Source organism: Mesorhizobium sp. M0676 (assembly GCF_040320535.1).
Taxonomy (GTDB): Bacteria; Pseudomonadota; Alphaproteobacteria; order Rhizobiales; family Rhizobiaceae; genus Mesorhizobium.
Genome location: NZ_JAMYPU010000007.1, coordinates 1 through 19528 on the forward strand (window position 1 = coordinate 1; position 19528 = coordinate 19528).

The 19528-nt window shown below is 61.0% G+C and carries 14 protein-coding genes and 1 pseudogene; 11 read left to right on the forward strand and 4 right to left on the reverse strand.

Features of this window, described 5'->3' with window-relative positions; all coding sequences use genetic code 11:
• Positions 1-121 precede the first annotated feature (121 nt).
• Together NKI35_RS09310 and NKI35_RS09315 are read right to left on the reverse strand one after the other, a co-directional pair.
• Positions 122-970 (reverse strand): alpha/beta hydrolase, encoded by an 849-nt coding sequence (locus NKI35_RS09310; RefSeq protein WP_245266207.1) that lies wholly within the window; start codon positions 968-970, stop codon positions 122-124.
• A 53-nt stretch (positions 971-1023) separates the two neighbouring features.
• On the reverse strand, positions 1024-1389 hold the full coding sequence (locus NKI35_RS09315; RefSeq protein WP_352520651.1) for a VOC family protein: 366 nt from the start codon (positions 1387-1389) through the stop codon (positions 1024-1026).
• A 147-nt stretch (positions 1390-1536) separates the two neighbouring features.
• On the opposite strand from NKI35_RS09315, the gene NKI35_RS09320 reads away from it, so the two are divergent.
• Positions 1537-1845 carry a hypothetical protein gene (locus NKI35_RS09320; RefSeq protein WP_023681378.1) on the forward strand — a complete coding sequence of 103 codons (309 nt, stop codon included), beginning with the start codon at positions 1537-1539 and terminating at the stop codon, positions 1843-1845.
• 32 nt (positions 1846-1877) lie between these two features.
• Positions 1878-2768 (forward strand): sigma-70 family RNA polymerase sigma factor, encoded by an 891-nt coding sequence (locus NKI35_RS09325; RefSeq protein ID WP_023752340.1) that lies wholly within the window; start codon positions 1878-1880, stop codon positions 2766-2768.
• Positions 2769-2798: 30 nt separating this feature from the next.
• On the opposite strand, the gene NKI35_RS09330 is transcribed toward NKI35_RS09325, so the two are convergent.
• Positions 2799-3527: a GntR family transcriptional regulator gene (locus tag NKI35_RS09330; RefSeq protein ID WP_352739636.1), complete on the reverse strand. Its 729-nt coding sequence runs from the start codon at positions 3525-3527 to the stop codon at positions 2799-2801.
• Between the two features lie 134 nt (positions 3528-3661).
• Between NKI35_RS09330 and NKI35_RS09335 the strand changes: the two genes are divergently transcribed.
• Entirely contained in the window at positions 3662-4204 is a 543-nt protein-coding gene (locus NKI35_RS09335; protein ID WP_352739638.1) for an autotransporter, read from the forward strand.
• Between the two features lie 99 nt (positions 4205-4303).
• Here NKI35_RS09335 and NKI35_RS09340 read toward each other — a convergent pair.
• Positions 4304-4468 (reverse strand): annotated as a pseudogene (locus tag NKI35_RS09340) (LysR family transcriptional regulator); the annotation flags it as partial.
• Between the two features lie 888 nt (positions 4469-5356).
• Here NKI35_RS09340 and NKI35_RS09345 point away from each other — a divergent pair.
• The 8 genes from NKI35_RS09345 (at position 5357) to NKI35_RS09380 (ending at position 19528) form a co-directional block, all read left to right on the forward strand.
• The gene (locus NKI35_RS09345; RefSeq protein WP_352739640.1) at positions 5357-6196 is read left to right on the forward strand and encodes a DUF4238 domain-containing protein; all 840 of its coding nucleotides are present in this window, start codon (positions 5357-5359) and stop codon (positions 6194-6196) included.
• A 4-nt stretch (positions 6197-6200) separates the two neighbouring features.
• The gene (locus tag NKI35_RS09350; protein WP_352739642.1) at positions 6201-6782 is read left to right on the forward strand and encodes a hypothetical protein; all 582 of its coding nucleotides are present in this window, start codon (positions 6201-6203) and stop codon (positions 6780-6782) included.
• 912 nt (positions 6783-7694) lie between these two features.
• Complete coding sequence (locus NKI35_RS09355) at positions 7695-8636, forward strand: hypothetical protein (RefSeq protein ID WP_352739644.1); 942 nt, start codon at positions 7695-7697, stop codon at positions 8634-8636.
• A 61-nt stretch (positions 8637-8697) separates the two neighbouring features.
• A complete protein-coding gene (locus NKI35_RS09360; protein WP_352739646.1) occupies positions 8698-13653 on the forward strand; it encodes a CHAT domain-containing protein in 4956 nt (1651 codons plus the stop codon).
• 12 nt (positions 13654-13665) lie between these two features.
• Positions 13666-14421 carry a hypothetical protein gene (locus NKI35_RS09365; protein ID WP_352739648.1) on the forward strand — a complete coding sequence of 252 codons (756 nt, stop codon included), beginning with the start codon at positions 13666-13668 and terminating at the stop codon, positions 14419-14421.
• Positions 14418-15329: a hypothetical protein gene (locus NKI35_RS09370; protein WP_352739650.1), complete on the forward strand. Its 912-nt coding sequence runs from the start codon at positions 14418-14420 to the stop codon at positions 15327-15329. Before NKI35_RS09365 ends, NKI35_RS09370 begins: the two co-directional genes overlap by 4 nt.
• A 297-nt stretch (positions 15330-15626) precedes the next feature.
• Entirely contained in the window at positions 15627-16151 is a 525-nt protein-coding gene (locus NKI35_RS09375) for a hypothetical protein (protein ID WP_352739652.1), read from the forward strand.
• A gap of 545 nt (positions 16152-16696) precedes the next feature.
• Entirely contained in the window at positions 16697-19528 is a 2832-nt protein-coding gene (locus NKI35_RS09380) for a phospholipase D-like domain-containing protein (RefSeq protein ID WP_352739654.1), read from the forward strand.

Here is a 19528-nt window from a genome sequence, read left to right on the forward strand (position 1 = left end):
CGGCGCGGGCGCAATGTATGGCGGGTACCCGGTTTTAAACACAAATTTTCGCCGTAATTTTCTGGGCACATGGGCGGCCTCTTGGTCCATGGGTACGCCCTTTCCTATTGGACTGACGATCTCACGCGCCTCTGAGCGTCAGGTGCAAGGTCTCGGCGAAGCGATCGGGATAGGGCGCAAAGCCCATATGGTCGCCGGGGAAGGCGGCGCGCTTGCTGCCGAGCCTGTCGGCCAGCGCCTTGCCCATGCCGTCGATCGGCTGGCCGATGGACTCTTCGCCGATGCCGACCACGACCGGGCGGCCGCGCAGCGCCTCGATATCAGGACGGTAGAGCGACAGCGGCATGACGCCATGCGCCAGCCAGTATTCGAAATTGCCGCTGACCCTGGCAAAGGTCTCGGCCTCCTCGGGCGACGGTTCGAACGAAGGCGGTCCGTCCTGCGGCCCGGCTTCATCCTGACCCGGCCCTTCCGACAGGCTGTTCTCGCTGAAGAATTTCTGCATCGCCGCCTTGACACCCTGGCTGCGATAGGTGTCGTGCAGGTCGCGCATGCCGGCCAGTGACGGCGACGGGTCGTCGAGCAGCATCATGCTGGGCGGCTCATGCGCCACCAGCGCACGAACCCGGCCGGGATGGCGGGCGGCGAGGTTGAGCCCGATCTGGGCGCCGCCGCTGGTGCCGAACACATAGGCCGGTCCGGCGCCAAGCGCCTCGATCAATCGCGCAGCATCGTCGCCATGGACATCGAGGTCCTGCTCTTGCGGCTCTCCGTCGAAGGTGCTGCGCGAATTGCCGCGCGGATCATAGGCGACCACCGTGTAGCGGTCGGCGAGGTGGCCCGCGACATCGGCGAAGACGCCGGCGTCCTGCGGTCCGCCGGGGATTATCAACAGTACGGGGCCGGAACCGCGCATCTCATAATAGAGGCTGGCGCCCGGTACTTTCAGCGTCGACGTTTGGGGGGTCATGTCCATCTCTCCTGTTGTTCTCATGTCAAAGTTCGGGTTTGCGCCGGGTCCGATCATTTGCCGGTCACAACCATGAGGTTGCCCTCGCTGTCGCGGAATTCGGCGACCGTGCGGCCCGGCTGCCAAGGCGCTTCCTGCGGCTCGGTGATGATTTCGACGCCGCGCGCCTTCAGGCCCGCGACCGTTGCCTCGACATCGCCATCAACGAGCACCAGCACGGGCTCAGTGCCCGGCGTGTCATCGGGGCGTTTGACGAAATGCAAATTGGTGACGGCGCCGGGAAATGTCAGCTCGATCCAGCGCCAGCCGCTGTCGCCCATCAGCTGGTCCTCCGCCACCTGGCAAGCAAGATGTCCGGTGTAGAAGGCCTTGGCGCGGTCCTGGTCGAACACCGGCAATTCGGCAAACTGGATGTGCATGATGGGTCTCTCCTGCTCCTGGACGGCTGCCGCGCAGCCGTCGACGGGAAAGACGATCCGGACGATCGAAAAGATTCGCCGGGCGACGAATCTTTTCGAGGCCGCGAAACGTCTTCTCCGTGCAGAGTTGAAAAACAGGAGACGACAATGGGCTACAATCTCATCCGCTACGGCGTGAAGGACGAAAGCATCGCCGAGAACCGTATGCTGGTTGCACAGGTGTTCGAGGCACTCGACGACACGAAGCCGCAATCCGTGCGCTACCTCGTCCTGGAACTGGAGAATGGCGAGTTCATCCATCTTGTCAGCCAGGATGGCGACGGCCTGACGGGGCTCGCAGCCTTCAAGGCCTTCAGCGCCGATCATGCCGGGCGCCGCTCGACGCCGCTTGCCAGATCGCCGGCAAAGATCGTCGGCAATTATCGTATGCTGGCCGGCGAGGTCGTGCCGGCTTGAATGCAAAGACCGGCATTTTGGGAACGGACAGGATGAACACAGCAAAACTCGACCGCGTTGCCCTGGAGGCGATGCTCGGCGCCTTGCGACCGAAGCTGCACCGCTACTGCGCCCGCATGGCCGGCTCGGTGATCGATGGCGAGGACATCGTCCAGGAGACACTGATCAAGGCACTGCAGGCCATCGACGGCGACGCCACCGTTGGGCGTCCGGAGCAATGGCTGTTCCGCATAGCCCACAATGCCGCGCAGGATCATCTGCGCCGGCGCCAGCGGGAGCAGGCGCGCATGAGCGAGACCGACATGACGACGATCGAAGACCCCTCCGCAAGCGCCGATGCGAGGCTCGCCACCGCCGCCAGCCTGCGAAGCTTCATGCAGCTGGCAACAGTGCAGCGCAGCGCCGTGATCCTTATCGACGTGCTTGGCCTCAGCCTGCACGAAACCTGCGAAGTGTCCGGCGCGACGCTGGCCGCGACCAAGGCAGCGCTGCATCGCGGGCGGTCGCAGCTGCGCCTACTGGCGTCACAGGACGAGCAGGCGCCTGCCCCAAAGCTCGACGCCGGTGACGAGCGGCGCCTGCGCCGCTATGTCGACCTGTTCAACGCGCGCGACTTCGACGCCGTGCGCGCGTTGATCGCCGAGGATATCCAGCTTGAAGTCGTCAACCGCACCCGCATGCGCGGCAAGGCGCAGGTTTCCAACTATTTCGGCAATTACGACCGTGTCCAGGACTGGGCGCTGTCGCTCGGCTTCGTCGACCGCAGGCCGGCCATCCTGATCCGCAACCCGCAAACGGGAGATGACGCCGTGCGCGGCTTCATGCTGGTCGACTGGCAGGATGGAAAGGTCAGCCATATCCGCGATTTCCGCTACGCGCCCTATTGCCTTGCCGATGCGGACATCCGCTTCATCGACGAGTAAGCATCGGCCAGAGAGCGCGGACTTCGCGCCTCAGGCGAAGCTTTGCAAATTGGCGTCCTGCAGCTTGGAGCCGGCGAGCAAGGCCTCGAGCACCTGCTTCTTGAGCGACAGGCACTGCGAGCGGGCAAGCTTTGCGATGGCCGAGACTTCGGCCAGCTCGCAGGCAAGCACCAACTCCTTCTGCTGGCCGATGATCGCTTGCGTGAAGTCGCGCGATTTGAAGCCGAGATGGAGGACACGCTCCGACTGGTCGAGCGTTTGGTCGAGCAGGCGAACCAGCCGCAGATTGCCGGAGAGTTCGGCCAGGGCCAGGCGAAAGGCGCGGTCGGCCGCCAGAAAGGCGACATGGCTGCGCAGCGTCTCCGGCTTCAGCACCTTCTGCGCCGCCAGCCTGATGTCGTCGAGCCCGCGTTCGGTGAGGTTTGCCGCGGCCACCCGGAACACTTCCGGTTCGATCAGGCTGCGGACGTCGAAGATCTCGTTGACTTCGCGCAGGCTGAGCGGTGCGATGACATAGCCGCGGCGCGGCTCGCTCTTGATCAGCCCTTCCTGCGTCAGGCGGGCCAAAGCCGAGCGGATCGTCGCCTTTCTGATCTGGTAGCGGTCGCCGATCTGCTTTTCGGTCAGGCTTTCGCCGGGTTGCAGGACGCAGGCGACGATGTCGCTCTTCAGCTGCTCATAAGCTTCCTCGCTGCGCAATATGTCGGCGGTCGACGGCGCCTTGACGGCGGACGGTGACACTGATTTCGGAAGAGCCATATCTGCCTGCCCGTTTGGTCTGCCCGCGTAGTCTGCTTGCCGGTTTCGACCATCCGGTTGACGGGTCTGCCGGCATTCGCTAGCCTGAGCATCTCAGTTGTATTGGTTGAGCTTCCCAATGGAGATGACGCCAAATGTCTCTTGCCGCCAACTCGCCTCTCTACGCCGTAACCGCCGATATCGTCAACGCAGCCAAAGGTGCTCATGCCTTCGAACGGGTCAAGGCGGTGCTGCGCGAACACACCGATCGCTTCCATGCATCAGGCGTGCTCGCGCATGAGGAACACGACGATGAGGTGCTGCTGCATGCCAGCCCGGACTTGACCATCTACCACATCACGCTGTCGCCCGGCCTGCAGTACCCGCCGCATAACCATCTGATGGATGCGCTGATCGGCATCTACAAGGGTAGCGAGACCAACTTCATCTATCCCGTTGACGGCAGCGAGATCGATGCGCCGGAACGCCACGACATCGCGGCGCCCGCCGTGGTGCACATGACCCCTGATACTGTGCACGCGGTCGCCAACACCGGCATCGCCCGCTCAGGCGCGCTGCATGTCTATCTCGGCAATCTGACCGAGACCCACCGCCACATGTGGAGCCCGGGCAGCACCCACGCCGAGCCGTTTGACAATGAGCGGTATCTGGCTGGAGCGAGGCCTATTGGGCCCTGATCCGGGAAAGGCGGAAGAAAAGTGAGCGTGCTGCGCGGCGCGTGAATGAGCATTCAGCGTCGCTGCGCCCAGATAACGGTCGCCGCGTACTCTCCCGTTTCAAGAACATCGCAGCGCGTTTATAGCGCAGTCAGGCTGACGACTGGGGTAATAAATGAAGAAGCCCGGAATAGGCGGCGTCCAGTTCTCCAGCACTCGGATGAGGCGGTGCTCGGCAACGTGTTCCGCGACCTGCTCTTCATATGCGAGCCCAAGACCGGCTAGCGGATCGCAGGAAATCGCAGATTCGGCGGAAATGGCGCGCCCGAAGAGACGCAGCGTACGATCGTCTTAATCATTGATTCTATTAATCTATTTTACCGTAACGTAGCATGTCTGTAGCATGAACCGGTGACAAAAACCAGTCGCGACCGGGCTGACCGGTTTGGGCACGGACCTCGCAACACTTGCGTTGGCAAATGACTGATTTGGGGACCCGGAAGTTGACTGTCAGCTTTCAGGGTGAAAATCGCATAAGCAGGCATTCGCCGCGAGGAGCCAGCGTCACAGCCACGCGACGCAACAAACAAGCTCCACGAGCGTACCCCTTCCTGTAAGCACGAGTTTCCCGTTCTGCCTCCTGTGATCTACCAGACCATCAAGGCAGCCTTATTGATATTCCGAGGCCAGTTGCGGTCGCATTTGCGGGGTCGACGACCCCTCCCTCCATTTTTATCGGAAAGATACTGGTTGTCCGGGCGGGCCAAACCTGACACCGGCGCTTGGAGGCAGCATCGAGTATTCCGAAAATTTCCGGATACAATTGTCAGCCATGCCGTAGCCATGGCGCATTTGCGTTCTCAGGCGCCGGATTCTCGTCGCAGTCAAGTTGAGCCGGCGGACGCTCGACGGCCTTAGAGGGCATAGCTGAATTTTCGATCCGGTGGCTCCGCGTCGTCGTGCGCGCGCTGCTGTCCAAGTACATAAGCCGGGGCAGAGATGTCCCGGCTTTTTTGTGTTTGGTGACCGCATCCGGTATCGAACCGGCTGAGGCGAGCGAGGGTTTCCCTGGCCCCAACCCTCACGCTCCTTCCCGCCCTTTAGCGCCGCTAGCGTTGTGCAATCCCGACGATCCGGGTAGTGCGTTGCCTGATCCAATCGGAATTGTGAAGCATGGCCCATCTGACAAAAAGACAGCATTACGTCCCAGTTACTTACCTGGAATCCTGGGCAGGTTCGTCCGGTCGAGTCGCTCTGCATGATCTCGAGGGGAACAAATGCATTCACACCGCGCCCGAAAATGCGCTGGCCATAAGCTGGTACTATGAGGAGGATCCGACTTCGCCGGACAATCGCGTCGAGGCGATCCTTTCTGCCGCCGAGGGAAAAGCCGCAACTTCGCTGAGGAAGCTCATCGCAGCATCGAGCGCTTTCTCACCGCAAGAGGTTGCACGCAATCTCAATAGGACGCTGACTGTTGAGGACGAGACAGCTCTGAAGGAGTTCGCCTGTTATCAATATCTTCGCGTACCCGGTGCGATTGAGCAAAAAGCATTTGAGCTGCAGACCACCTCGCTAACCGAGGAAGAGAAAAGGCGCGGTTTGAATCCAGGCTATTTTACGGAGAGTGGATTCGATTACGTTCTTCCACGGTTCCGATCGATGAACTCGATTTTTTACGTTTCTGAAGGCACCGAGTTTATCACGTCTGATTGGCCGTGCTTCGATATCAGCGATTCCGATTTTGCTCCGGCGTTGGGAGAGGAAGTGGGCGTCAATCCCGGCGTTGTGACGTACTGCCCCCTGGCGCCTCGCATTACCGTGCTTCTCGTGCATAGAGAGTTTTCAGGGGGGACTAAGAAGGCGCCGAGGGGATCAGCAATGCCGATGACGAACCAGCTAGTTCGGAACCAAAACGCACTCGTTATCCAGCGGGCTGTACGCTGGGTGGTCGCATCAAAAGATGAGCCATTCATTTTTAAGGCCGCTGGCAAACGGGTTCAGGAGAGTTGACTCCATGGCTGAGATACTGGTCGATCTTAAGGTAGGCGTCCCGGTCAAATCTCCGATTCTCGATGTGCGGGTCATCGCCCTCTACAAGGGCAAAGAGCCCGGGCCTTTTGATTATCTTCAAGGCATGCGTTCAGGCATCCTCCGGGCGTTAGGCAATCCGGAGGAAACCGAGGTGGCGCGCCGCTATCATCGCCGGGAGCAAGAGTTTTTCGAACTGCTTTCCCAGAAGGTACCGGGGCCCGTCACCGCCGTTTTGTCCCCTCCGAGCGATTTTGCGTGGCAAGCCGAGCCCTATCGGGAGGCGATAAAAAGGAAATTTCCCAATGCTATCGATTTGACCCCGGCCATGACGCGCCCCGGTCAGTTTCGTGCGGGGAAGGGGGCCACAGTTGACCAGGTCGTCTCCGGTTTGAGCTACCAGCCACAGGGTACCGAAAACGGAATCGAGCAGCTCGTCATTGTCGACGACACCTTCACCACAGGCACGACCGCGGCGGCTATCGTGTTGCTTCTGCGTGAGCATGGCCTGCCTGAAGAATGTGATGTGATCCTGGCTTGCCCGCTTTGGCTCGATACAGTGACTTGATTGCAGGTGTGCCCCTGAAACGCGTCAGAGTCGCGTTTCACATGTTCCGCGTTTCGACCAAAAACAAGCTCCACCCGCCTCGGATTAGAGACTCAGCAGCCGCAAGCGTTCAGCATTTTTGCGGGGATCATGGCAAGCCGGTCGGTGAATTCGTTGAGGTGGACCTGGCCGAAACCATCGACGAATTGAACTGGGAAAGCGATAAACGCCGCGAAAAGGCAGGACCTTCCCTGATACTCACTCGTTTGGACCGCCTTTATAGGTGGGCGCATCATTTCGGCGATGTCCGATACGCCCCAGCCAGCCTACGGGATCAAGCGACGGATACTCTGAGAGGGCGGTGAAGCTGACGGAGATGGAGCGACCGGCACCCAGGGGGTTGTGGATGGCTGAGCCGATGGCACCGAGGACGGTGGCTGGCTCGCAGCGGTGATTTGCTGCACGGCGGACACGCTTCCTGGGTTGTAAGCGATCATTGGCCCGGAACGACCAGTTATAAACCCGACGGAGCCGGGGGCTGCGTAGCGGATAACGCCGTCTGGAAATGCAGTTGAGCATGCTCATGCGCATTCAATGGTGCCCTGAAATGAACCTTGTTGAAGTCAACTGCGAATGAAGCGGCCGAGTTCCATTGGCTTCTTGGAAAGAGAATGGGACTGCGGTCGCCGAATTGGATCGCAAATGGTTCTTCAAGATTCCGGCGTGTTGCAAGCCCATTGACCGATCGATGGTCAGCACCGAGACTTCATCCTGTACCTCACGGTTGTGGAGAGAGTTCATGATGTATCGACGCGAAGTGCTGACCGGACTTGGCGCCTCGGGATATTGCTTGCCGAAAAGCAAAATCGGGTAGACCATAGATGAAAGAGTGTGTCGCTAAACAACTTCCGATCCTGAGCGGGGGGGTGGGGAATGATGGGCGCTTATTTAGTGCAGATTGGCTTGGCTAGCCTTCTGGCTCTCGGGACAGCTCTGCAATCTGCGATCGCCGCAGAAACCTGCGTCCGCGTTTCTTCGCTGGCCTCGCCGGCAGTCCCGCCCGACCCCTCCAGCGAGGGCGGCCTTTCGACATTCACGGGCAAGCTTGATTGTGGCCTGGTTCCGGGAGGAATTGCCTGCCTTTCGAAGGATTCGCTCCCGTTCGACCAAGCTCTCGCAGCACTGAAGGAGATCGCGTCCGCCGCAGCGAGGTGTGCCGGCGCGAAGCGGCACATGTTCTACGCCAACTCCGTGACGGCCGTCGTCGCCATGGACGGCGAGCCAGAGATTATTGTGGCCCTTAACGAGGCGGGCGGTCCGGAGTCGAATTCCTTTCACGTGCGTGAGTTCATTCGGCGCAAGGACGATGCGACCGGAACGGCGGACGCGCCGAAAGCGAGCATCGCGCCGAAAAGCGAGGGCGGGGCCAACGGGGCGGGTCTCGCTACCTCCGCTAAGGTGCCACCTCTGCCGTGTGACCAGTTGAAAGAAGTGCTGTCGAAGAATGACAAGCTCTTTGAGGCACTGCGTGGTCCAACAGAGGACGTCGATCAATGGACCGCCAATCTGCAACTCGGCGGATGGCAAGACTGCTATATCGCGCTGCTCGATCCGAATCAGGCCTATTTCACCTGCAAGAGCGGCCCCTTCGCGCTGAGTGAGCAGATCATCGCTGGGATCGAGGTCGTAAAGATCGATGTCGGTGCATGCCTCGGCTCTGACTGGCAGGTATCCGCACGGACTGATCACAAGAAGCGCGCTGCATACACCTTCGAACGCGCGGTCGAGGATCCGTCGGTAGAAATTCGCCAATCGCAAATCGGTAGAAACAAGGACTGGTGGATTTCACTGGATGTCACCTCGCCGACGCCCTGACGTGCGGGTCACACCACTGGCTCCGGAGGACTGGATTGTGAGACTGCGCCGATTCATTGTGATGGCTTTCGTGATTCTAATGTCGTCCACGCCGGCATCGAACGCGGGTGACGAGAAGATACTGCCGAGGCCACTCCTCGATTTTGCAGACGTTCGCAAGGCACAGATCGCGATCTTGTCGGCCGCCGCGCAGGAACCATCCTCCGCGGCGCGCGACAAGGTCGTGCTCGATGCGATTGAACTCATTGCTCCCTTGGCCGACAAGGGGGACGGGGAGAAGGTGGACCTCGCCCTCGCCCGCGCAGGTTCGACGCCGGACAACGAGGCCTTGCTTGCCAAGTGGCGCAAGCTCCGCGAGATCAGCGTTTCCGTCCAGAATTCTTCCGACGTGCTCCCTCTTGATCCGAGCGGCACCATGCGCGGGGAGGTCAACGAGATCGCGCTGGCAGCTCTGGCTCCCGATCGCGACACGCTTGTCATCCTTCGGCGACAGGTTGACGCCCTGCCGGCCACCCGGCGTCGCGATGCGCTTTCGATGGGGGTCGTAGCCGAGCTCGCCATCGTCGATCGGTTGGCCAATGACAATGCCGCCGTGGCGGCAGATGTCGCCGAGAGCATTCGGGCCCCCGGGTGGTCTTCGACGACGGCGCCGCTTGTTCTCCAGCTGGTGCAGTTGAGGGCGGCCGCGGCGGCCGACGCGAGCCGCGGAACCGACACCGCCCGCCGTGCGCTCGACGAAATGCTGGATACGGCAAAGCGCGCGCGTACCTACTGGTCGTTCCATCCCGCCCTGACGTTATTCGACGAGGCAGCGGCCAACCTTGCCGTGCAGACAGGCCAGAAATCGGTTGGGCGCTCCCTGCTCTCCTCGCTGATGACCGAGGATCGCGGGGGTGAGGGAGCCTATCTCGATCAAAGCCAGCTCGCTGGCCTTGCATTTGATCTCGACGACATTCCACTCGCAACACGCATTTTACTAGGTTCACTTGCGTCGAGCACGCCGCCGGGCGCCCGCGCCGGGGATGACTGGCTACAAACGGTCCAGCTATTCTACGGCCTCCATGTCGACGATAAACTCGCCGCGAGGGCGTCGGTCCTGTCGGCTCTCCTTGGTGATCCAACCATGGCCCCACCGAACTCCCCCGTTCATGATTGGCTGCTCCTCCAGCTCGGGGAACTCTACCTGGACGCCGGTCAGGAGATCGGGGCACGCGCGCTGCGGAAGCTGGGAGCGAGGCAGGCGCCTCCTGAGGAAGGAACAGTGGTAGCGGATGCTCCGCAGACCGCCGCCGCGCTGGAGGCAAAAGCTCTGGCGTTCGATCCAAATCGTGGCGACTCCGATCCCGCGGGACGCGCTGCGGTCCTGAGGCAGGCCATTCGGCAGCGACTTTATGGCGAGGGTTTCAATGACGAGGGCGCCTTCATTGCGCTCAAGATTTTGATCGGGGACATCAATAGCCTTAAGGCGGCCGGCGGCGCCGGCGAGGTTGACGACATCATCGGGCGTCTCGCGCAGAACTTGCCCGAGTTACTTAAGCCACCACCCCCGCCGAAAGGCGCGCAACTTGATAACTTCATGATAAACGTCGAAGTGGGGATCACCTCTGTCGTCGAGGAGTTGCTTGCCGACGGCTACGAAGCATCTGCCGAACGACTACAACTGGCCGGCTTCGACTTCGAAGCGACCCAGATTCGCGCCAACTTAGCGAGTCATTACGCCGATGGCTCGCTCGGGACATCGGTCACGGCAGCGAGCATTCTCGGCCAGCGCATGCTCAATGCGCAGTTGCAGGTTCCGGCTGTGAATGCCTTCATGCGCGCTATCGTGAGGCCGATTGGCGGTGGGCAGCTCGGCGATCTCCCAGAAATCGAGGAATTCTCCATCCTCTCCGCTCTCTCGACGCTGCTTGAAGGCGCAGGTGACGAGCCTATTGCCGGCCGCTTCAGCGCTGGTGTGAAGGCGCTGCAGTTCGATTTCACAAAGTCCGTTTCGCCTTCCTCGTTCTGCGAGACGCTCACCACATTGGCGCGAGGCGCTGTACAGAACCGGAACACACCGATCGGTGCGACGCTCATGGAAGAGATGCGCGCGGCCTGCCCTGATAGCGCCTCCGATATGACGGCCGAGGAGCCGCCCACTATTTCAAACGCCTTGCCGACAACCTGGATCGATGAGGAGGTCCGCCTGCGCACGCTGCAACCGCCTGGCGAGGGTGCCCAAGGCAAGCCCGGAGCAAGTACGGATATCACCACCTTTTCTTGCCGGACCGAGGGTGGTTTCTCGGACCCGGTCCGCGTTGCGCGCCTCGCGGCGCTTGACAGCGCACGCTCCATCCGACCACCGGATAGCCGCCTCGAGGCGCAAGCCCTCCTACGCCTTGCTGCAAGCTATGATGCGAGAAGCGAGCCCGGCATTGTCCTCGATTTGTGGCGTTCGACCCTTGATGTCTCGCTCTATGGCGAAACTCCATCTGGTGAGGCGAGCGGAACTGCGCTCGCCTGCCTCGGCGAGCACTTTCTGGCGCTCGACAGGCAAACCGAAGCGCGCCGCCTCGCAGAGGCTACAGACCAGCAGGTGCGCGCGCGATTGCCGGACGACTACGATGCGTATAGTTCCGCGCTGCGGGCGGCATCGCCCGTGCTCGCTGACATGGCATTGCACACACCCGCCGATGCCTCCAACGGGATCGATGCCCTGACGAGCCTCGGCGCGGAAACACTGCCACCGCGGCTCGTCAGCGTGCTCGCCGACGTCCGGCGACGTGCGCGCGTCGCCCCGCCATCGCGAACAGCCGAAGACCTCGATCGCCTGAGCGCTCTCGCCACCTCGCGGCTGGGGATCGAAAGTCGAGCGACCGGACTTGTATATGCGGTGCAGGCCGAGCACGAGATCCTTGCCGGCAGCATCGATCACGCGATGGCCTTCGCCGATCTGCTTGCGCTTTCAGAGGCGGACCGGTCCCCAGCCGGTCTTGACGACAACGATTTGCACGAGCTGGCGGATCAGCTCCGTCTGTGGGCCGAGGAGATCCGGAGGCAGCGCATGGAGATCCAGCCATCGCTCGCTGCCTTGGCACAGCTTGAGTCGGATCCGGCGGCTGATTCGGCCCAATTGGCGCATGACCTGCGGGATTTGGTCGCTCCAGCGATGCGCGCCGGGCTGCCGGACACCACGCTCGACGTGTTCCGCCGCTGGATTAAGCTGCATCCGGACTTCGATCAGACAGAGTCGTTCATCCAACGCTCATCGCCTGAAGACGCTGTCTCCGACATCGTGCAGGCCTGTTCGTCGCTGCAACTTGACTCTATGGGGGTGACCGATCCGCGTTTGTTCCCTCGGGATTGTGCTTCGGTGGCGTTCGCCGTCGCGAACCTTGTCGCCGCGGATGCTCTTGAGGTGATGCACGCCGAACAGCCCGAGCAGCGAACCAAAGAGGAACTTCCTTACTCGTTCGAATACGTGCACGACAGCCTCGCTCCGCTCCTTGGGGATGGGCGCTTCGAGGGGGAGGCGAACCTCACGGATCTGTTCAGATGGTCGACCGAAGTGCGCCCGACGCGGCTGAGCACCACGGTCGACGATCTGGTGATTGCAGACGGTTCCAAGGATGGACAGCCGCGCTTGGCCGTACAGTGGCACCGCGCCCTGTCCACATGGCTGCGGGACCAAGCCAAAGCCGAGTGCGCTGCCGATTCCGACGCCGGCTCCGCGGCGGCATCTAGCGCTAGAGACGCCGCAAGCGCCTCCGCCGGGGCGGTCGCCACCGCATGGCGCGACATGACGGCGGGCTTGCCCGACGAGGCCGTGGTCGCTGCGGCACCAGCGCTCGACGTCGCTGCGCTGCAGGGCTCTCTCGCCGAGAACGAAGCCATCCTGGACTTCATTGTGACCGGGAACCAGGTGATCATTTGGCTCGTAAAGAGAAATGAGTTGACACTGCGCTCGGTGCCGCGGGGAACCTTGAAAACGGATACGGACACTCTTCTGGGGCAAATCAGCAGCCACGAATCGCTGTCGGAAGGCTTTTCCTTCGATTCGTCCGAACGTCTCTACGCGCAGTTGCTGGCGCCAATCGAGGGCAGACTCGAAGGTGTGAACGAACTCTATATAGCGGCCGACTACGAAGCGGGACGCGTTCCGTTCGCCGCTCTTGTGAGCTCGGCGCCTGCATCGCCGGTTTGGCGGGTTTCCGACCACTGGACGCCACCCTGGCTCGTCCGCCAATTTGCTGTCACCGCGATCCCGTCCATCGGTGGGTTCGCGGCATCCAGAACCAAGGCAAGCCGGGCGCCCCGAGGCGTCCTAGCGATGGGCGACCCACTGGTGAGCGCCGTCGATCCGGCCGCGCCGGAGGGAGCGTGCGAGCGGGTCCTGGCCGGTAATCCACCGCTTGCGACAAGCGAAACTCCGGCTCCCTTGCCTCCGGCGGCCGTATCAGCTCTCGGGCCAACACCCGGAGCCGCCACCGAAATCGAGAAAGCCAACTCGGCCGCGGGGCGGCTGGGCCGTCCCATTCTCGCCAGAGCCTCCTTCTCGCGTCGCAACCTGCTCGAGGCCAGTCTGTCCGATCAGGGTCTGCTCGTCTTCGCCACGCACGGCGTCAGGGAAACTCCGTGGTCTTCGGCAAGGCTGCTCGTATCACCGGAGAGCCCTCAGGACAGCCACTGGCTTACAGCCGAGGACGTGGCGGCCCTCCCTCTCGACGCCGATCTGGTTATTCTCTCAGCCTGCAACAGTGGGCTCGCGTCCGGGCGCGGGGGTTTCAACTCGCTGATGACTGCGTTCATGGCGGCGGGCGCGCGACAGCTCGTGGCGACCTCTTGGGAAATCGGGGCGCAGACGGCCGAGGCCATCACGATGCCACTCGTCCGGAAATATGTCGCTGACGGGTCGCGCAACTTCGACAAGGCGCTCCAGTCCGGGCAGAACGATATGCTGGCGGCCCCCTACGGCACAGCAATCCGGCATCCCTACTACTGGGCGGGCGTTTTCCTGCTCGGAGCCTCAACCCGCTAAGGAGCAATGGTCATGTTCGACACGAGAGTCGTGGCGGTCCTGTCGGTTCTGATCGCCCTTTGCCTTGGCGATCCGGTGTGCGCGGACGAGGACGACTTTCTGGTATTCTCCGTGGCTGGAGACGCCACGATAGACGATCTGCCAATGGCGGTGGGAGAACATGTCGGCCAGAAAGCGCGGATTTCAGTTCCGGCCGGCGGGGAGGTCACGCTCTTCGGGCCGTCCGGGAAAGTGGTCGTCAAGGCCGGTTATAGTGGGTTGCTGACAGCATCCGAGGCGCCTGCCGCTCCACCAGCCAAGCCCGCCGTCACACCGTCCCTATGGCGGTTCGTGCTGTCGACGATAGCGTTCGCCGGTAACCGCGGAACGGAAGCGCAAGATGGGGTTAGCGGCTGGGCGTTTCGCATCGACACGCCTGGGAGGAAATGCCGTGTGGCAGGGCGCCCAGCTTCGATCGGCGTCCCGACAATCCTAGTCGGACGCCTGGCCTTTGTACGCGAGGTGGCCAGCGGCCGTCAGGCAATGGTCGCGCTCCGCGCGCAGCAAGCAGACTGGCCAGCGTCGTTACCCCTCGCCAGATCGTCCACTTATGAGTCGGTGATCAGCGGCCTCGGCAAGCGCGTTCGGTTTCAATTGGTGGAGATCGCGGGCGCGTCCACTCTGTCGGATCAGCTCCTGCGACGGCTCGTAGAGACCGGATGCAGCGAACAGCTGCTTCAGTTCGGCGCGGCGGCCCCGGCCGACGTGGTACTCGGGGACGGACGATGAGCGGCGACGGTGCCCTCCCGCGACTGAAGTCACTTCTGGAATCGCTCGGAGCCGCCGCGGCAACCTTGGCCTTGATCGGCTACTGTTCGCTTCGGGCCCATCTGAACCACCTCGGAATTCCTTCCTCGGTAGACGTGCCGACTGTCCTCTACTTGCAAGAAGCCTATTTATTCGTCTCGGCCTGGATCGCCACCGTCCTTCTGCTGTCTCTGCCTGCCGTTCTGGTCTACGGCATCGGAAGGCTTTCAGCCTCGTGGTTCCTCCGATTCCCGCTTGACCTGACGACGAGGTTATTGCGGATGTCCGCCGCGATCTTTGTCTGGGCCGCGCCGATCTTGCTACTGCTCGCTGCGAGAACATTGATGCCGAGCGAGCAACTCGCCAACCTGCTATGGCGGCAGTCGCCCACTGAGACCGCCGGTCCCGAAATCTTCGCCTGCGCCGTCGCTACTACGCTGCTCGCGCTGTCGATCGCCGCTGCCGATCCACTCTACGCAAAGGCCGGGGAGACGCTCGGCTGGTATGCCGCCCAACTGCTTCGACTGCTGCAATACCTTGTTGCGGCAGCTCTTCTGTGGGTTTCCATCTTCATCTTCAATACCACCCCGCCCACAATCCCTGACTATCCCGTCGTGAGGCTCGTGGCCGCCGACGACAAGCTTATTGCGTGCGGGCTTCTGGTCTTTTCCTCCGCCTCTGAACTCGTCCTTTGGCGCGAGTACCGGGCGCGTCCGGGCGAAAGTCTGTCGATATGGCCACGAACATCCTTCCGCACCTTGCGCTTCGACGGCCGAAACACACTGGGCGATTTCGCCAACGCGGCGTCTGCCGCGAACTGCGGCGATGCGCCTCTGCAAGGGAGCCGATCGCTAAATTCAGCAGAAGGTATACCGCGACGATCTGGATGACATTGGCACTCAAGACTGCGTTCGGCGACGGCGGGCCGGCCCTCCAAAACCCGGCGACGTTGAATAAGCATTCACCGTTGACATAACGATTACAGCTCCGAAAGGAGAGATTTAGGAGTGCCAAGTAACAATGGGTTGATTAAAAATTCCCTGCTCTCGGAAACAGGAACTTAAAAGGAAGCTATCAGCAAAGAGCGATAAGGGGGAGGGTGCCGCCCCATTGATCAGCTAGTGAGATGGGCGCGGGCATGCTAAGATCCGCGCAAGTAGGAAGAAGGCTATGCGAGGAGAGAGCAGATGTACGCGTTAAATCGCCACCTCTTAACAACGTTCACTCTGGTGATTACTCTTGCCGCTGTATCGACAGCAGCGGGTGCGGATTTTTGCGACGATGTCCTCGCCGCTCTGGGAAAGTCGTCCGATCTAAGCGCATTGCGAGGCAAGCTGATCCAGGACAAGATTTGGGAATCCAATATCCCTTTTCCAGGAATTCCGATGGCGATTGACGATCCGTGCACTGTAGAGGAATCGGACGACGGAGAATATTATCTGTCTTGCAATATTGTTACCACGCGGAAAAAAGACGTTGCATTGGAGGCTTATACCACCTTCAAAACCTACCTGACGAACATTTGCCCTCTAGAATCAGATGCTACGTTCCAGGAAATGAAGTTTATGGATTATCCAAGTCTAAGCTTCTCGCACAAGAGCGAGACAGAAAGAGGGATGCTCATTGTCATGGAGACTTCACAACTTACGGCGGGTCTAGAGGCGGTTCCTGCGTGGATAGTAAACCTGACAATAAGAAAAGGGGAAGAATAAGTACGCATCTGTTAGCTACACGCGGCGCAGAGATCGAGTTCGTCGATGAAGAATTCGATGAGTCGGACAGGGGGGTAGCGGCGCCAGTTCCAGTGACACTGCCGAAATTTGTGGAAAATTTGCTTCACCCTCTCCAAAGTAGTTTTGTGGTGTGCATCGGGCAGATCAGCAGGCTTGTGGAGGGAACGCCAATTGGTTGGGATGCGGCTCTGACCCTTATGCGTGGGCGAAGACCAAGTACCCTGATGAATGCAAGAACGTTGAACAGAAGGTGCTGTCCGACGTTTCCGGAAACCAATGTGGGTACGCCACTGTGCAGCTTACGTGCATTCAATGAGGCCGCTCAGTGCCCGCCCGAGGCACCGTAGTTGGAACGGAAACCGCTGCCTCTCGATCGATGTCGGCCATCCTGCAACGCACCCTCGGCGCACGCACCGATGCCGCAGATTTGATCATAAATGGAAGCAGATGAGCCGGCGACACAATACTGTTTCTAATAGGTATGATGGTCTAGTTGTTTAGACGTGGTTTCGACGGAGGAAACAATGTCGGAAGAAAATAATGCCTCTCTTCGGGCCTTTGTGAACGGCGTCCTCAGGCGCGACAGCATGGATATCGAAGCAGCAAAGGCACGGCTCCGCCCCGAAACAGTCTCTGAAGGCGTCGAGGCCGTGGCGCCGCCTCCTCGCTCCGAGTCGGATATGCTCGAAGCGGTTATCAGCCTACATCGCCCGGTACTTGCCGTGGTAAATGACAAAGTCGATCCGGATGCCACCAGCAACGGCATCGACACGGAAGAGGCGGAACTCACGAAAATCGTCCGCGGGAGCACAGAAGCGCTCGACCGGGTGATCCGGTCGGTGGGTCGCATCGATCTGCCTGGAGACGGCAGCTACCCCTGGATCGGTACGGGCTGGATCATCGACTCCGAACTTGGCAACGACATCATTGTCACCAACGCGCATGTCGCCAAGCACTTTGCCGAGCGGTCCGGTGAGGGCTTCGCCTTTTCGAGGCTGCCGTTCAAGAGCACACGCGAAACGCCCTATGTCGACTTTCGTCACGAAGGCGCGGACACACCCGCGCGCTCATTCGGCATCAGCGATGTGATCTATATCGCCAACGACATCGATGCCGCATTCCTTCGCGTCAAGCGCCAGGGCTCCGCCGACGGGCTGTCGCAACCCATCTCGCTGCTGTCAGGTTCTCCCAAATCAGGAACATCCGTCGCGACGCTCGGCTATCCCGGTGCCGACCCCGGTGTCTACGACGTCGCCGCGCTCCTCAGGATCTTCGGCAATGTCTTCAACACCAAGCGGCTGTCGCCGGGGCGCTTCATAGGAACCGATGGTCTGGGTCTGATGCACGACTGCTCGACCATGCCGGGCAGTTCCGGCTCGATCCTCGTCGAGCTGAGCACAGGCAAAGCACTCGGCCTGCACTATCAAGGTGTTCCATTCAAATCCAACCATGCAGTCCCTGCGGCGGCCATCGCCAAGCTCATCAAGGATCGGCCATGGGCCGGTGGGTCTGAAGCCCGCAAAAATACCCCGAAGGCTGGCAGTGGCGAAGGAAATCCGACAATGGGAAACAACAACAGCGATACCAAGATTCAGCTCGCTGCCGGCGTCATCCGGATCGAAATCCCGCTTCAGATCACCATCAGGCTGGGAACACCCGTCATCGTGTCGGGCGGCCAAGCCAGCGCATCGGGATCCGTGGCCGGAGCCGACCAATTGGCCCTGGCTGCGAGCCCCGCTGAGGCGGCGAAAGCCGTGGCGCGGCAGCTTGCCGACCGGGCCGACATTGTCGATGTCCGCTACACCTATCTGTATCGCGACGGATTGCTAACCGGCGATAAGGGCATAGTGGTTCGCACGATGCCCGATGCGCCGGAGGACCTCTCGAGTCTGGATCTTCAGGCACCCGCGAACGGCGTTCCACTGGTCGTGGAAACGGCCGATCTTGCTTCGGTGGCGCGCAAGCTCGCGCCCGAAGCCGTCGAGCAGCCAGACTCGCTTGAGGCAGCCGCCAAAATGGCCGGCTACCAGAGAGATCTGACGTTGACGAAGTTTGCGCTTGAGCCGGTCAAAGAGCACATGCAGATGACTCTCCATGTAAGTCCGGAGGCCGGGTGGCGCGTGCTCGCGAGCTTCTTCAGACCGAACGACTACAACCGCATTACCGTCGGCATGTACAATTTCACCGCCCCGCACATCATCGGCGCGGTTAAGATGGGCCTGCAGCGGCGAGGTTCTCGCATGACAATGACTCTCGACCGCCTTGCGAGCGACTCCATCGGTGGTACCGGCGTCAAAGAGCACGACGTGGCGGAAGAGACGACACTCGACGACTTTGCCAATCTGGCGAGAAATCGCTTTAAGTGGACGCCTGCGGCGTTGACTGGCCCCAACAAGCTCTTCTTCAACGCCTATCACATCAAGGTCGCCGTCCTTTCGCAAGGTGACGATGACAACAAGCGGTTCTGGCTGTCATCCGGCAACTGGGCGTCGTCAAACCAGGCACCCTTCGGCGACGACAGGCCGATCGAGAGCCTGACCTGGTCCGACGTGCAGGACTACGATCGCGATTGGCACGCGGTCGTCGTCAACGACACGCTCGCGACACTGTTCCGCAATCATCTGGAACAGGACTATGACGATGACGTGGCTGCAGGTCGGGAAGAGGCGGCTGGGGGCCAGTTGCCCGACCTCGTGGTACCTGACGGCTATTTCGTCGAGGCGCCTCGGCCCAAGCCGCGCTACACCCCCTTCCCGCCGCTCAAGCTTGACGAAGAGATCGAAGTCACTCCCATCCTGACGCCCGACAACTATCCGGAGATAGTCACACCGCTCATCAAGAATGCGAAATCCCGCGTGCTCTTCATCAACCAGTCCTTCGACATCAAGGAGGACGAAAGCAGCATTCCGGCCCACTATCTTGGCCTTCTCAAGGCGCTGTTGAACAAGCAAAAAGAGGACGGGGTCGACGTACGTATCATCTTCCGCAGCGGCTACGGCAAGGAGCGCGACATCATGCGCCGCGCTGTAGAATTCGGGTTCGACAAGGACAAAATAAAGTTCTACGGCACATGTCACACCAAGGGCATCGTCGTGGATGACCAGCTAGTGCTGCTCGGCTCGCAGAACTGGACCGGGGCCGGGACCAAGTTCAACCGCGACGCCTCACTGCTGGTGCGGCACAAGAAGGCCAACGAATACTTCGCCAAGCTCTTCCAGCACGACTGGGACAACCTGGCCACCAACCGCGTTGCAACCATCCACCCCGGTGGCAGTGTGAGGCTCGCATCTGGCGAGGAAGCCTTGGTCGCCGCCGATGGTCGCCGGGTAGCCCTCAGCGATATCCTGGATCCCTGA

What these genes read in the sequence shown, in the direction of transcription:
- NKI35_RS09315 (WP_352520651.1), bottom strand. Translation starts at nt 1,389, where the DNA reads ATGCACATCCAGTTTGCCGAATTGCCGGTGTTCGACCAGGACCGCGCC.
- NKI35_RS09365 (WP_352739648.1), top strand. Translation starts at nt 13,666, where the DNA reads ATGTTCGACACGAGAGTCGTGGCGGTCCTGTCGGTTCTGATCGCCCTT.
- NKI35_RS09335 (WP_352739638.1), top strand. Translation starts at nt 3,662, where the DNA reads ATGTCTCTTGCCGCCAACTCGCCTCTCTACGCCGTAACCGCCGATATC.
- NKI35_RS09350 (WP_352739642.1), top strand. Translation starts at nt 6,201, where the DNA reads ATGGCTGAGATACTGGTCGATCTTAAGGTAGGCGTCCCGGTCAAATCT.
- NKI35_RS09330 (WP_352739636.1), bottom strand. Translation starts at nt 3,527, where the DNA reads ATGGCTCTTCCGAAATCAGTGTCACCGTCCGCCGTCAAGGCGCCGTCG.
- NKI35_RS09370 (WP_352739650.1), top strand. Translation starts at nt 14,418, where the DNA reads ATGAGCGGCGACGGTGCCCTCCCGCGACTGAAGTCACTTCTGGAATCG.
- NKI35_RS09325 (WP_023752340.1), top strand. Translation starts at nt 1,878, where the DNA reads ATGAACACAGCAAAACTCGACCGCGTTGCCCTGGAGGCGATGCTCGGC.
- NKI35_RS09380 (WP_352739654.1), top strand. Translation starts at nt 16,697, where the DNA reads ATGTCGGAAGAAAATAATGCCTCTCTTCGGGCCTTTGTGAACGGCGTC.
- NKI35_RS09310 (WP_245266207.1), bottom strand. Translation starts at nt 970, where the DNA reads ATGACCCCCCAAACGTCGACGCTGAAAGTACCGGGCGCCAGCCTCTAT.
- NKI35_RS09345 (WP_352739640.1), top strand. Translation starts at nt 5,357, where the DNA reads ATGGCCCATCTGACAAAAAGACAGCATTACGTCCCAGTTACTTACCTG.
- NKI35_RS09375 (WP_352739652.1), top strand. Translation starts at nt 15,627, where the DNA reads ATGTACGCGTTAAATCGCCACCTCTTAACAACGTTCACTCTGGTGATT.
- NKI35_RS09355 (WP_352739644.1), top strand. Translation starts at nt 7,695, where the DNA reads ATGATGGGCGCTTATTTAGTGCAGATTGGCTTGGCTAGCCTTCTGGCT.
- NKI35_RS09360 (WP_352739646.1), top strand. Translation starts at nt 8,698, where the DNA reads ATGGCTTTCGTGATTCTAATGTCGTCCACGCCGGCATCGAACGCGGGT.
- NKI35_RS09320 (WP_023681378.1), top strand. Translation starts at nt 1,537, where the DNA reads ATGGGCTACAATCTCATCCGCTACGGCGTGAAGGACGAAAGCATCGCC.